Source organism: Vibrio sp. Scap24 (genome assembly GCF_013394185.1).
GTDB classification, from domain to species: Bacteria; Pseudomonadota; Gammaproteobacteria; order Enterobacterales; family Vibrionaceae; genus Vibrio; species Vibrio pomeroyi.
The window spans coordinates 1,188,766-1,202,119 of record NZ_CP041332.1 but is presented as its reverse complement, the minus strand read 5'-3'; the positions used below and the strand labels follow the sequence as shown (position 1 = coordinate 1,202,119).

Below are 13,354 nucleotides of genomic sequence, written 5' to 3'. Positions count from 1 at the left end.
ATTTGGATTCAACGAAAATAAAAAGAGCGCCTCGATGGGCGCTCTTTTTATTGTTTTACCGTGATTAGACTTTGAATCTAATTAGTTGCTAGCAACTGACCATATCGCTCAAGGTTCTTTAATCGAATCTCTGAGTTAGCAATAAATGTTGCTTTTGCTTTACCGGTTAGCGACTTAGATTGTGGCAACTTCACTGTACGTGCATTCTTGTGAACGCCATTAACCAAGAATTCATAGTGTAAGTGTGGGCCAGTCACACGACCTGTACCACCCAAGGTACCAATGGTTTGGCCTTGTTTTACGCGCTGACCTGTTTTCACCATGCGTCGCTTCATGTGCAAATACTTGGTGATGTAGGTGTTGCTGTGTCGGATGAACACGTAGTTACCATTGAACTGGTTGTATCCTGACTTCTGAACGATACCATCACCCGCCGCCCAGATAGGCGTGCCAACAGGGGCAGCATAGTCAGTACCACGGTGAGCTCGAACCTTGCCTGTTACTGGGTGTTTTCTGCGTGGGTTAAAGTTCGATGTTACACGACGGAAATCAATCGGAGAGCGTAGGAAGGCCTTCTTCATTGCTCGACCATTCTCATCGAAGTAGTTGCCGCTTTTATCATCTAATACCGCGGTAAATGAATCACCTTGGTTTTTGAACACCGCCGCCATGATCTTGCCGCGACCGATTACTTCGCCTTCAACCACTTTCTCTTGGTACAAGATCTTGAAGCTGTCGTTCTTACGAATATCCAACGCAAAGTCGATATCCCAACCGAAAATACCCGCCAGTTCCATGATTTGGTTTGCAGTTAGGCCTGCGCTTACACCGGCATTCCAGAAGTTAGACGTGATGTTGGCTTCGGCATAGTTGTATTGGTAAGCCACTTCTTTCTTGTCGAAGCTAGAAGAAAATGAATCGCCAGATTTAGTGATCTTGAAGCTTTCAAATGCACTAAGTTGGCGTTTTAATTGAATAAGGTCGTTGTTTTCATCAAAGCCGAATTGCAATACATCGCCAGGTCTTAGATTAGACAGCTGTTTCTTAATATCATTATTGGTATTGAGTAGCGTGATTAACAGGCGGTATGAGAGGCCAATACGCTCGAATAATACAGAGGTGCTTTCGCCAGAACGAACGGTGTATTTTTCCCAATTGAGTACTGCCGTTGGTGGTGCGTCACTTGAGCTAACAAGCGCAGATGCATCGATAGTCAGTGGATAATGTTTTCCCACGACTAAAGCACCCGAATCGTCACGCAAACTGTTGACGTCGGGAAGTAAGAAAATCGCGACGAAAATTACGGCACTAAAAAATGCGATAAAAGCCCGGTGCAAAATAGGAAGGCGTGCAAAAATAGACAACATGTTCCGGTTCGTTCTGTAAATATTATGAAAATCGACGACGGAATAGTGTAACTGGTTTCAAAATACATCGCTATTCAAGTAAGATGTCTAATTAATGTATTTTTGCCAAATCTGTGGGAGTGAACAAGAATGGCGAGTATTGAAGCTGCACTAGCCGAGATCAAACGTGGCGTAGAAGAACTGATTCCAGAAGACGAACTGATTGCTAAATTAAAAGAAGGTCGTCCTTTACGCATTAAGCTGGGTGCCGATCCAACAGCTCCAGATATCCACCTAGGCCATACGGTTATCTTTAACAAGCTTCGTGCTTTCCAAGAGCTTGGTCATGAAGTGACATTCCTTATCGGTGATTTCACTGCAATGGTTGGTGACCCGTCAGGTAAAAACTCAACGCGTCCACCGCTAAGCCGTGAAGACGTATTGAAGAATGCTGAAACTTACAAAGAGCAAGTATTCAAGATTCTAGACCCTGCGAAAACGCAAATTCGTTTCAACTCTGAGTGGCTATCTGAGCTTGGTGCTGAAGGCATGATTCGTCTTGCTTCTAACCAAACTGTTGCTCGTATGCTTGAACGTGATGACTTTAAAAAGCGTTACGCTGGTGGTCAACCGATCGCTATCCACGAATTCATGTACCCACTTCTTCAAGGTCACGACTCTGTTGCACTAGAGAGCGACGTTGAGCTTGGCGGTACTGACCAGAAGTTTAACCTTCTAATGGGTCGTGAACTGCAAAAAGCAGCAGGTCAAAAACCACAAGCGGTACTGATGATGCCACTACTTGTAGGTCTAGATGGCGTTAAGAAGATGTCTAAGTCTGCGCACAACTACATCGGTATTAGCGAAGCACCAAGCGAGATGTTTGGTAAGATCATGTCTATCTCTGACGATCTAATGTGGAGCTACTACGAGCTATTGTCTTTCCGTCCACTTGAAGAAGTTGCGGAACTGAAAGCTGGCGTTGATGCAGGTAAAAACCCACGTGACGTGAAAGTGCTTCTAGCGAAAGAGATCATTGCTCGTTTCCACTCTGAAGCGGATGCTGATGCAGCTGAGCAAGAGTTCGTTAACCGTTTTGCTAAGAACCAAGTGCCAGAAGATATGCCTGAATTCGAATTCGAAGCGGGCCTACCAATTGCTAACGTTCTAAAAGAAGCAGGTCTAGTAAACTCGACTTCTGATGCGATGCGTATGATCAAGCAAGGCGCAGCTAAGCTTGAAGGCGAGAAGATTGAAGACAGCAAATTTGTACCTGAAGCAGGTACTGCGGTTTACCAAGTTGGTAAGCGTAAGTTTGCTCGTATCACTATCAAGTAATAACGCTCATCAATAATTGAACAAAAGGCATCTACGGATGCCTTTTTTATTGACAGAAAGTTGACGAAACTTTGAAACGCCTATTGCTACACTATGCGCGCTGTCAAATTGACAGTAATTCTGGAGATTTTTATGAACAATACCGACCATCCTCCTAGTTTGAATGGAGAAGAATAACCTGTCTCGGTATTGATCTATTGTCCTGCCGTTCAGGTAGGGTATCTTTGTTTTTCCCCCTCATTCTTTTCCACACTCTAGATTCTAACAAGTAGACACACCAGTAGTTTTCAGCTTTTGGTGCGCCTAGTTATACGTTCTTGGTGCGCTTGGCTACATCCTATTGGTGTAAACGTTATATGCCCTTGGTGTATTAGCTATAGGCTATTTGTTTTGATGGTCGTTACCTTTGCCAATCGGGAGATTCGCCATGACGGTAATGAACAACACTTTTTTATCTATTGAAGCTCTGTACTCAGAGCAAGACATCCAAGCTGTATCGAATGCGTTTCAACAGTACGGACATGAGCAACAAGTTAACCTTTTGAACCGCATGCCGCTTGAAGATGCGGTGATAGTACTTGGGCAATGTTCTCTTAGTACGATTCAGACTTTACTTAGTGAGTTAGAAGAGCAGGGCTTTGAGAAGCGCTCTCGACATCTAGCTCACCAACTAGGGCTGATATACTCAGAGGTTGAGCCTCAACAGGGTTACCTTTCAACTGGGGTGATGAGCCACGTTAGGCAGCGCATCGGTTGGATTATTGCCTTAGCACTACTGGGTATCGTTTCTGGGCTTATCATCGCTCAGTATGAAGACATCCTTAGTCAGTTAGTTCTTCTAGCTATCTATATGCCGGTAATCGCCGCTGCGGGTGGTAATACAGGAACACAAGCTGCGACTTTAGTGATTAGAGCCTTAGCCACCGGCGAGTTGAAAAAACGTCAATGGGCTAATGTTCTGTGGAAAGAGTTTAGAGTTGCTATCTGTTTAGCACTTGCGATCGCAGTGGTGATGATTGGCCGTATCTTGCTGTTTAGCGAAAACCAATCGACTGGCGGTTATGACATCAACATGATTGCACTTGCGATTGCCGTAGCCCTATTTATTCAGGTGACGATATCCACAGTGCTCGGTGGTGGGTTACCGATCGTTGCTAGGCTATTCAAGCTAGACCCGGCTGTGTTAGTGAGCCCAGTACTTGCATCGATAGTCGATATATCAGGAATGTGGATCTATTTCACTGTCGTGAATTCGTTCCTCGGTATCGCTTAGTTCCTATAAAAATAGGCACCTATAAAAATAACTAAAAACACCTTAGAAACAAAAATGGCGCTGAAGATCTTAAATCTTCAGCGCCTTTTTTATTTTTTAATTAACTGTTTACAATAAACTGAACGCTACTGAGATTTGCTCTGTGTTTGACTGAACTCGACCACATTTTTGTAGAAAGCGCGTTCGAACTGAGTGATCGGTGCTTCTACTGGTTTGTCAGGATCTGAATTTTCAGGAAAATAATCACGAACAAACTGCACGAAGATTGAATTTGGATTACCTGATTTATCTAAACCAAACCCCGCCATATTGTAACTGCCATATAGAGAGCCGCTTTTGGCAATGATGTTACCTTGAATCGGTGCTTTTCGCATGCTTTGACGATACTTAAGCGTTCCATCAATACCTGACGTTGGCATTGCATCAATTAGGTTGAGTTGTTGATCGTTTTCCCAGATATAGCGAAGCACCTGTGCCATGGTCTGCGAGGTCATTCGGTTATTTCTAGATAACCCTGAACCATCGACTAGCTGCGCTTTGCTGAGATCGATGTTGGCCTTAGTCAGTAAGATCTGCTTTATCGCTTCAGTGCCGTTATTGAAGCTGCCCGGTTGAACATAAAATGTCGCACCTAGCGTTTTGGTAAGGTTGTCAGCTATTAGGTTGTCTGATTTCTTCAGCATGATATCGAGTAGTTCGGGAAGCTTTTCAGAATGGTGGCTAGCGACTAACGTTGTTTTGTCTGCTTTCTCTTTTTTCCCAACGATAACATCGCCCTTAACTTGGATCTTCAGTTCTTTAAGCAATGAACTCACTACTTGAGAGGTATACAGTTCTGGATTTTGAATTGCAAACTTGAGTGGCAGTGGTTTCTTACGCTCAACCAAGCAGCCGGAGAGCTTGTAAGCGTTGTCTGGAGTCGTTATGAGCTCTAAGTCGCATTGTGTAGCCTTCTGCCCTGAACGCGTTACAGTGGCAGCTGTGGTTGTCACGTCTATTGGATAGTGCGCAGGGATATATACGCGCGTTGTTCCGTTATCTTTTGTATAAATAGAAGCTTGCGCGCAGTTGCTGTCTAACGTCATCGCGCTAGAAGGCGCGCTGTAACAAACTCCTAGAATGTCCCAAGGCCAACCAACGGCACGTTGATAGCCCGTATAAGCCGAGTTATCGAGGTATAAGTTGCCATTAATGGTTCTAGATTGCGACTTAGCATATTGAGCTAAAAGGCTTTTTAGATCTTCTCGCTGTAGTGTTGGGTCACCGCTGAATGAGATCACAACATCCTTATTGGAACGGGCAATACTGGTTGTGTAGTGAAAGTCATCTCCTAACTCCAATTTAGCCGCTAAAGCTGTAACCAGTTTTAAAGTGCTGGCTGGTGGATAATAGCCATTACTGTTGGTATTCATGTCATTTGAATCGTGACTTAGGGATTCTAAGATCAAACTCGTGCTACTGCCATCGGGCAGTTTATCTAAAGGGGCGTATGCGAAAGCGTTAATTGAGAAAACGCTAATGGAAAAACCACATAGAAGTAGAGTTGGTAGAAGGCGCATAGAAGATTTTCTTGGATGGCTGATTTTTTCAGTATACAGATATAAAAAACGCCCGCTAGAGAGCGGGCGTTTTGATTCTCAATTAACTAATTAATCAATTAGCTAGTCAGAATTAGAAGTCGTAACGTAGACCTAGAGCAACTTCGTCTTCAGCGCCTTTTTCACCAACAGTGCTTAGACCTAGGCTGTCATTTGCATCTAGCAGGTTGAAGTTGTATGAAACGTAGCCACGGAAGTTAGGCTTGAAGTAGTAAGTCGCGTCGATAGCGATGTTGTCTGCAGATGTGTCGTTACCAGTCTCTGCGTTGTTGTATGTAGTTGAGAATACAGTTTGGCCTAGCGTGTAAGCTGCTGCTAATTCATAACCAGTGTAGTCTTGAACGCCTGCAAACTTAGCATTAGTGTATTGGTAACCGTCGAAGTCTTTCTCACCATCAGTGAATACACCAGCGAAGTAAAGATCAGAGATAGCGTAAGATGCAGAAAGCATGTATTCGTTATTCTTATCTTGATCTGCGTAACCAGCACCTAGCTTAATGCCAGTCTCGCCAATTGCGTAGATACCAGATAGAGAGTAGCCGTCTTGACCGTTGTCTGCAAAACCTTCGTTGTTTGCAGTGCTATCATCACGGTCAGCGAAACGGTAGCTTGCTTTTAGACCTAGGTCTTGGAATTGACCTTTGTAAGAAAGCATGTTGTTTGAACGGTCAGCTACAGCGATTTTGTCTGCAGCAGAGTTACCGTGGTATGCCATGATATCTGTAAAGTCAGTAATAACGCCTAGAGCACCTTCGTTTTTACCGTAAGTCACTTCACCGAATGTACCGCCTAGACCTGCGTATGTGTAACGGTTAGTGATGTCGCCGTTGCTGCTATCAGTAGCACCACCGTTATCAGCAGTTGTGAATTCGCCTTCGTAGAAACCAACACCGTATAGGCCGTCTTGGATTTCAACTTTACCTAGGAAGTTAAGACGGATACGTGTTTTGTCTTCAGCTTTGCCATCTTTTAGAGATAGACGAGCTTCAGCACGGCCGCCCATTTCAACAGAGTTACCGTCTTGGTTGTATAGTTCTGCCGCGTTAGCGCCAGTAGCAAGAGCTGCAGCAGATACAGCAAGCGCGATCATAGTCTTGTTCATGTTATTAATTCCTAATTACTGTCCATAAAGGTATTTATCAAGGATTTGAATCCTTTTTGTGTATTGCTCGTATTAATCAAGCTTCATAATCATGCTTAGAACAAAAGCGTGAAACTTGCCAGAGCAATTCATGGGGTACTTTTTACCTCTAAAGTTCCATTGCCAGTTAGTAAAATGATATCAATAAAAATAGTGAACACTGTTTTATTACATTTACTGTTATTTAAGTATTTGTTTTTAAGTTGTTTTTATAAAAGTGTGATCTGCGTTTATTTGGTTTGTTTTTGTTTTTTTTAGGTATTTTATCGCTGACTTATTGATGGGTAGGTTATTATTCATTTTTGTGATGTCTGTAATTTAGACCTAGATAAAGCTTTTATAACGCAAAGTGGAATAAAGGTGATTTAGCTATCAAGTTTGTTTACACTAAGCCAAATCGTTTTGTTTCTATCACCCAATAAATATGTTGGGTGGATTTATGTTGGCCAAAGAAAGCTTTGGCATAGAGGTAAAAAATGGAAAAGGTTCCAATGACAGTACGTGGCGCTCAGCAGCTACGTGATGAATTAGATCGCCTACTTAAGCTGCGCCCTATTATTTCAGCAGCTATTGGTGAAGCACGTGAACTGGGTGACTTGAAAGAGAACGCAGAATACCACGCGGCTCGTGAAGAGCAGGGGATCTGTGAAGCTCAAATTCGAGATATCGAATACAAGCTATCACTTGCTCAGATCATCGATGTAACTCAGATGGATAACACTGGTAAGATTATCTTTGGTACGACAGTGACTTTGATTGATGTTGATACGGATGAAGAATTCCGCTACCAAATCGTTTCTGAAGACGAAGCTGACATCAAAACTGGCCGTATTTCTGTGAAATCACCAATTGCTCGCGGTCTTATCGGTAAGATGGAAGGCGACGAAGTAATGATCTCTACCCCTGGTGGTGACAAAGACTTCGAGATCGACAAAGTAGAATATATCTAATTGAATTTTCTTTGTTTCTGATAAGTAAAAAGGTCGCTTAATGCGACCTTTTTCGTTTCTCACGCTACACTAAAAGATAAGCGCAGTGGCTTTCTCTTGGCGAAGTTAGCTTATATTAAGCTCTTATTTACGTGGAATCTCGATTTTACGTGCTTCTGACTGACGGAACAGTACTAGAACTTTACCGATAGTCTGTACTTTCTCAGCTTTAGTTTCACGTACAATTGCATCGATAATCAGTTGCTTAGTCTCACGGTCTTCTGATGCAACTTTAATCTTGATCAGTTCGTGGTGGTCTAGAGCTAATTCGATTTCCGCTAGAACAGCTTCAGTAAGTCCATTTGCGCCCATTAGCACTACAGGTTTTAAACTGTGAGCTAGGCCCTTTAGATGCTGCTTTTGTTTGGTACTTAGGTTCATTACGCGGCCAATTTTCTTTACTATTAGGGTTGAAAAAACCTATTTTAACGCCATCTAAAGCTGAAGACTATAATTTATTCAGCAATTAGTACTTTCCTCCAATTTAGGTATCCAATGAGCAAACAGAAACACTCGGCCAGTTCAGGCCGTTGGTTGAAGGAACACTTCGACGACAAGTATGCAAACGAAGCAAGAAAGAAAGGCTATCGTTCACGTGCTTATTTCAAAATGGAAGAGATTCAAACGAAAGATAAATTGCTGTCTCCTGGGATGACCATTGTGGATTTAGGTGCAGCGCCTGGCGGTTGGTCTCAATATGCTGCTAAGATTGTTGGAGACAACGGACAAATCATTGCGTGTGACTTGTTACCAATGGATCCGATTGCTGGCGTTAGCTTCTTACAAGGCGATTTTCGTGAAGACGCTGTGCTAGAAGCTCTATTGGAACGTATACAACCAAACATGGTTGATGTAGTGATGTCAGATATGGCGCCTAATATAGCGGGCAACAATTCTGTGGATCAGCCAAGAGCTATGTATTTAGTTGAATTAGCTTTGGATATGTGTCGACAAGTTCTAGCTACCAATGGTAGTTTTGTTGTAAAAGTATTCCAAGGCGAAGGCTTTGACCAATATGTTAAAGATGTCCGTGAGATGTTTAAAACAGTCAAAGTTAGAAAACCCGACTCTTCTCGTGCTCGATCTCGTGAAGTGTTCATCGTAGCCACTGGTTACAAAGGTTAACGATTCTCTTCCAAGAGTGAGAGTTAACAACATGGCTACAGGTTACAAACTGTAGTACCCTACCTTTAATTACAATTAGTTATCGAGAGGCTTACACCTTGAGTGACATGGCAAAAAATTTAATTCTGTGGCTTGTTATCGCGGTAGTGTTGATGTCGGTATTCCAGAGCTTCGGCCCTGGAGAAAGTAACGGCAGAGCAGTAGATTACACCACGTTTGTACAGGAAGTTGGCCAAGGCCAGATTCAAGACGCACAGTTCAATAACAGCGAAATCACTTTCACACGTCGTGGCGGTGGTTCTAAGTATGTAACTTACATGCCTGTTTATGACCAAAAGCTACTTGATGACTTAATTAATCAAAACGTAAAAGTTCAGGGTACACCACCTGAAGAGCAGAGCCTTCTTGGCACTATCTTCATCTCTTGGTTCCCAATGATCTTACTGATTGGTGTGTGGATTTTCTTCATGCGTCAAATGCAAGGCGGTGGCGGCGGTAAAGGCGCGATGTCTTTCGGTAAGAGTAAAGCTCGAATGATGAGCGAAGAACAAATCAAAACGTTGTTTGCGGATGTTGCTGGTTGTGACGAAGCAAAAGAAGACGTGAAAGAGCTTGTTGATTACCTTCGTGACCCAAGTCGTTTCCAAAAACTGGGTGGTAAGATCCCGACAGGTATCCTGTTGGTTGGTCCTCCTGGTACTGGTAAGACATTGCTTGCAAAAGCGATTGCTGGTGAAGCGAAAGTACCGTTCTTTACAATCTCAGGTTCTGACTTCGTTGAAATGTTTGTTGGTGTTGGTGCATCTCGTGTACGTGACATGTTCGAACAAGCGAAGAAAGCGGCACCTTGTATCATCTTTATCGATGAAATCGATGCGGTAGGTCGTCAACGTGGCGCTGGTGTTGGTGGTGGTCACGATGAGCGTGAACAAACACTAAACCAAATGCTGGTTGAGATGGATGGTTTCGAAGGTAACGAGGGTATCATTGTTATCGCTGCGACTAACCGTCCAGACGTACTAGACCCAGCACTACTTCGTCCAGGTCGTTTCGACCGTCAAGTTGTGGTTGGTCTACCTGATGTACGTGGTCGTGAACAGATTCTTAAAGTACACATGCGTAAAGTTCCACTATCGGGCGATGTTGAACCATCTCTGATTGCCCGTGGTACTCCAGGCTTCTCTGGTGCAGACCTTGCAAACCTTGTGAACGAAGCGGCTCTATTTGCTGCTCGTGGTAACAAGCGTAATGTCTCTATGGTTGAGTTTGAACTTGCGAAAGATAAGATCATGATGGGTGCAGAGCGCCGTTCAATGGTTATGTCTGAAGAAGTGAAAGAGTCAACGGCTTACCACGAGGCGGGTCACGCGATTGTTGGTCGCTTGGTACCTGAACACGATCCAGTGTACAAGGTGTCAATCATTCCACGTGGTCGTGCACTTGGTGTGACAATGTATTTACCTGAGCAAGATCGTGTAAGCATGTCTCGTCAACATCTAGAATCAATGATTTCTAGCTTGTACGGTGGTCGTCTTGCTGAAGAGCTTATCTACGGTAAAGATAAAGTGTCGACTGGTGCGTCTAACGATATCGAACGTGCAACTGATATTGCTCGTAAGATGGTAACGCAATGGGGCTTCTCTGAAAAACTGGGTCCTCTTCTTTATGCTGAAGAAGAAGGTGAAGTTTTCCTAGGTCGCGGCATGAGCCAAGCTAAGCATGTTTCAGACGATACAACTAAGCTTATCGATGAAGAAATTCGTATTCTAATCGACCGCAACTACGCTCGTGCGAAGCAAATTCTTGAAGAGAACATGGATATCATGCACTCGATGAAAGATGCGCTAATGAAGTTTGAAACGATCGATGCAGGCCAAATTGATGACTTGATGGAACGTAAAGACGACATTCGTGAGCCTGCTGGATGGGGTGATCAGGCGAAAGCAGAACCTGCAAAGGAAGAAGCTAAACCTGAAGCCAAACCAGAAGAAGCAGCAGCCGAACCAAAAGCTGAAGAGTCGAAAGTTGAAGAAGTTAAATCTGAAACAGATGATGCTCAAAACAAAGATTCTTAATCGCTAAGTTATAAATTAAAACCCTGAGTACGCTCAGGGTTTTTCTGTTTATAGCCCAAGATGTTTTTACCTTTTAAGACCCGCCTTTCATGATATTAAAAGCACACAATAAAACACTCGTTTTAGACCGCCCACATGTAATGGGTATTCTCAATGTCACGCCTGATTCTTTCTCTGATGGCGGAAAATTCAATTCACTAGACAATGCCTTACTGCAAGCTGAGCGCATGATTCAAGCTGGCGTGAGCATTATTGATATTGGTGGTGAGTCGACTCGTCCCGGAGCTCCTGACGTTTCCCTAGAGGAAGAGTTAGCTCGAGTTATCCCAGCAATTAAAGCGATTCGCGCTAAGTTTGATGTTTGGATCTCTATTGATACCAGTAAAGCGGAAGTGATGCGCCAAGCAGTTGAAGCAGGTGCAGATTTGATCAATGATGTGCGCGCGTTACAAGAGCCTAGTGCTTTAGAAGCTGCCGCTGATGCGAATGTTCCGGTTTGCTTGATGCATATGAAAGGTCAACCAAGAACCATGCAAGCTAACCCTAGTTACGACGATGTTCTAACGGATGTGGAAGCTTTCTTACAAGAAAGGGTTAAAGCTTGTGAGGTTGTTGGTATCTCAAAAGAACAGCTGATTCTAGACCCAGGTTTTGGGTTTGGTAAAACCATCGAGCACAATTACCACCTATTAGCGCACCTTGAGAAGTTTCATACGTTGGGCTTGCCTGTCTTGGCGGGAATGTCGAGAAAATCGATGATCTTTAAGCTATTAGACAAGGCGCCAGCTGATTGCATGGTAGCAAGTGTGACTTGCGCGACCATCGCAGCAATGAAAGGTGCACAAATTATTCGCGTTCACGATGTCGAAGATACATTGGAAGCGATGAAGATAATCGAAGTGATGAATAACAATCACTAATCATAATTAAGGAAATCAACATGTCTGATAAAAGACGTTACTTCGGCACAGATGGTGTGCGTGGCAAAGTAGGCCAGTACCCGATTACACCTGATTTTGTTCTGAAGCTTGGCTGGGCTGCGGGTCGTGTTCTTGCAAAGCAGGGCACGAAGAAAGTGATCATTGGTAAAGATACTCGTATCTCTGGCTACATGCTTGAATCGGCTTTAGAAGCAGGCCTTGCTGCTGCTGGCCTTCAAGCTACATTTACGGGTCCAATGCCAACACCTGCCGTTGCATACCTAACACAGACATTCCGCGCAGAAGCGGGGATTGTTATCTCTGCATCGCATAACCCTTATTACGATAACGGCATTAAGTTCTTCTCTTCTGAAGGTACAAAACTTCCAGACGATATCGAGCTAGCAATTGAAGCTGAACTTGATAAAGACATTGAGTGTGTTGATTCTTCTGAACTAGGTAAAGCAGTACGTTTAAACGATGCGGCAGGTCGTTACATTGAATTCTGTAAGAGCACATTCCCAAATCAGATGACGCTTGCTGGTATGAAGATTGTTGTCGATTGTGCGCACGGTGCAACTTATCATATCGCTCCTGCGGTATTTAAAGAGTTGGGCGCTGAAGTGATTGCTATGGGCGTTGAGCCAAACGGCACCAACATCAACCATGAAGTTGGCGCAACCGATGTGCGCGCTCTGCAAGCTAAAGTGGTTGAAGAGAAAGCTGCGCTAGGCCTTGGCTTTGATGGCGACGGTGACCGTATCATCATGGTGGACGAGCTAGGCAACAAAGTTGATGGTGACCAAATCGCTTACATCATTGCACGTGATGCATTGCGTCGTGGTGAGCTGAAAGGTGGTGTTGTTGGTACACTAATGACCAACCTTGGTATGGAAAACGGCCTTAAGCAGCTAGGTATTCCATTTGTGCGTGCCGCTGTTGGTGACCGTTACGTGATGGAGCAGCTTCTGGCTAAAGGCTGGAAGATCGGTGCTGAAAACTCGGGTCACGTTATCCTATTAGATAAAGTGACAACCGGTGATGCTATCGTTGCTGCGCTGCAAGTTTTGGCTTCGGTTGTAGACAGTGAAATGACGCTGAACGAGCTTTCGCAAGGTATGACTCTATACCCTCAGGTTCTGGAAAACGTTCGTTTCAGCGGGGATTCAAACCCATTAGAAGCAGAAGCAGTGAAAGCAGCAGTTGTTGAAGTAGAAGCTGAGCTTGGTGAAAAAGGTCGTGTGCTATTACGTAAATCTGGTACTGAGCCATTGTTGCGAGTGATGGTTGAAGGCGAAGATGCCGATCTTGTTCAAGCATCTGCACTTAAGATTGCTGATGCAGTAAAAGCAAACTGCTAATTTAACCTTTTACTGAATAGGCGTAGTGAATAGCGCCTATGATTTGAAGTGATTGACTTATATAACGGTCAAGAGATATAACGGTCAAAAGAGACGTAAATGAGTTTTGTGTCGCTTTTGACCTTTTTTTGACCATTCACTTGGTAAAGGCTTATTTTTTAGCAAATTCTCCTTGTCAGCCATCGTCG

At 43.8% G+C, this 13,354-nt stretch carries 11 protein-coding genes; 7 read left to right on the top strand and 4 right to left on the bottom strand.

Annotated features, from left to right (window positions below; all coding sequences use genetic code 11):
- Nucleotides 1-77: 77 nt before the first annotated feature.
- A complete protein-coding gene (locus FLM53_RS04970; protein WP_176680400.1) occupies nt 78-1,367 on the bottom strand; it encodes a peptidoglycan DD-metalloendopeptidase family protein in 1,290 nt (429 codons plus the stop codon).
- 129 nt (nt 1,368-1,496) lie between these two features.
- Between FLM53_RS04970 and tyrS the strand changes: the two genes are divergently transcribed.
- Entirely contained in the window at nt 1,497-2,684 is a 1,188-nt protein-coding gene (gene tyrS / locus FLM53_RS04965) for a tyrosine--tRNA ligase (protein WP_123284066.1), read from the top strand.
- A 427-nt stretch (nt 2,685-3,111) separates the two neighbouring features.
- Nucleotides 3,112-3,957, top strand: coding sequence for a magnesium transporter (locus tag FLM53_RS04960; protein WP_176680399.1), 846 nt, complete (start codon nt 3,112-3,114; stop codon nt 3,955-3,957).
- 125 nt (nt 3,958-4,082) lie between these two features.
- Here the strand turns inward: FLM53_RS04960 and dacB are convergent, their stop codons facing one another.
- A complete protein-coding gene (gene dacB / locus FLM53_RS04955; protein WP_176680398.1) occupies nt 4,083-5,516 on the bottom strand; it encodes a serine-type D-Ala-D-Ala carboxypeptidase in 1,434 nt (477 codons plus the stop codon).
- 112 nt (nt 5,517-5,628) lie between these two features.
- The gene (locus FLM53_RS04950) at nt 5,629-6,657 is read right to left on the bottom strand and encodes a porin (RefSeq protein WP_176680397.1); all 1,029 of its coding nucleotides are present in this window, start codon (nt 6,655-6,657) and stop codon (nt 5,629-5,631) included.
- A 515-nt stretch (nt 6,658-7,172) separates the two neighbouring features.
- Here FLM53_RS04950 and greA point away from each other — a divergent pair.
- Nucleotides 7,173-7,646: a transcription elongation factor GreA gene (greA, locus tag FLM53_RS04945; protein WP_017633277.1), complete on the top strand. Its 474-nt coding sequence runs from the start codon at nt 7,173-7,175 to the stop codon at nt 7,644-7,646.
- Nucleotides 7,647-7,769: 123 nt separating this feature from the next.
- On the opposite strand, the gene yhbY is transcribed toward greA, so the two are convergent.
- A complete protein-coding gene (yhbY, locus tag FLM53_RS04940; protein WP_004738252.1) occupies nt 7,770-8,066 on the bottom strand; it encodes a ribosome assembly RNA-binding protein YhbY in 297 nt (98 codons plus the stop codon).
- Nucleotides 8,067-8,180: 114 nt separating this feature from the next.
- Between yhbY and rlmE the strand changes: the two genes are divergently transcribed.
- The 4 genes from rlmE to glmM all read left to right on the top strand — a co-directional run bounded on the left by rlmE (nt 8,181) and on the right by glmM (nt 13,166).
- Nucleotides 8,181-8,810 (top strand): 23S rRNA (uridine(2552)-2'-O)-methyltransferase RlmE, encoded by a 630-nt coding sequence (gene rlmE / locus FLM53_RS04935; protein ID WP_017633278.1) that lies wholly within the window; start codon nt 8,181-8,183, stop codon nt 8,808-8,810.
- Nucleotides 8,811-8,917: 107 nt separating this feature from the next.
- Complete coding sequence (ftsH, locus tag FLM53_RS04930) at nt 8,918-10,885, top strand: ATP-dependent zinc metalloprotease FtsH (RefSeq protein WP_176680396.1); 1,968 nt, start codon at nt 8,918-8,920, stop codon at nt 10,883-10,885.
- Between the two features lie 89 nt (nt 10,886-10,974).
- Nucleotides 10,975-11,805, top strand: a complete 831-nt coding sequence (gene folP / locus FLM53_RS04925) for a dihydropteroate synthase (RefSeq protein ID WP_176680395.1) — start codon at nt 10,975-10,977, stop codon at nt 11,803-11,805.
- A 20-nt stretch (nt 11,806-11,825) separates the two neighbouring features.
- Nucleotides 11,826-13,166, top strand: a complete 1,341-nt coding sequence (gene glmM, locus FLM53_RS04920; protein WP_176680394.1) for a phosphoglucosamine mutase — start codon at nt 11,826-11,828, stop codon at nt 13,164-13,166.
- Nucleotides 13,167-13,354 lie beyond the last annotated feature (188 nt).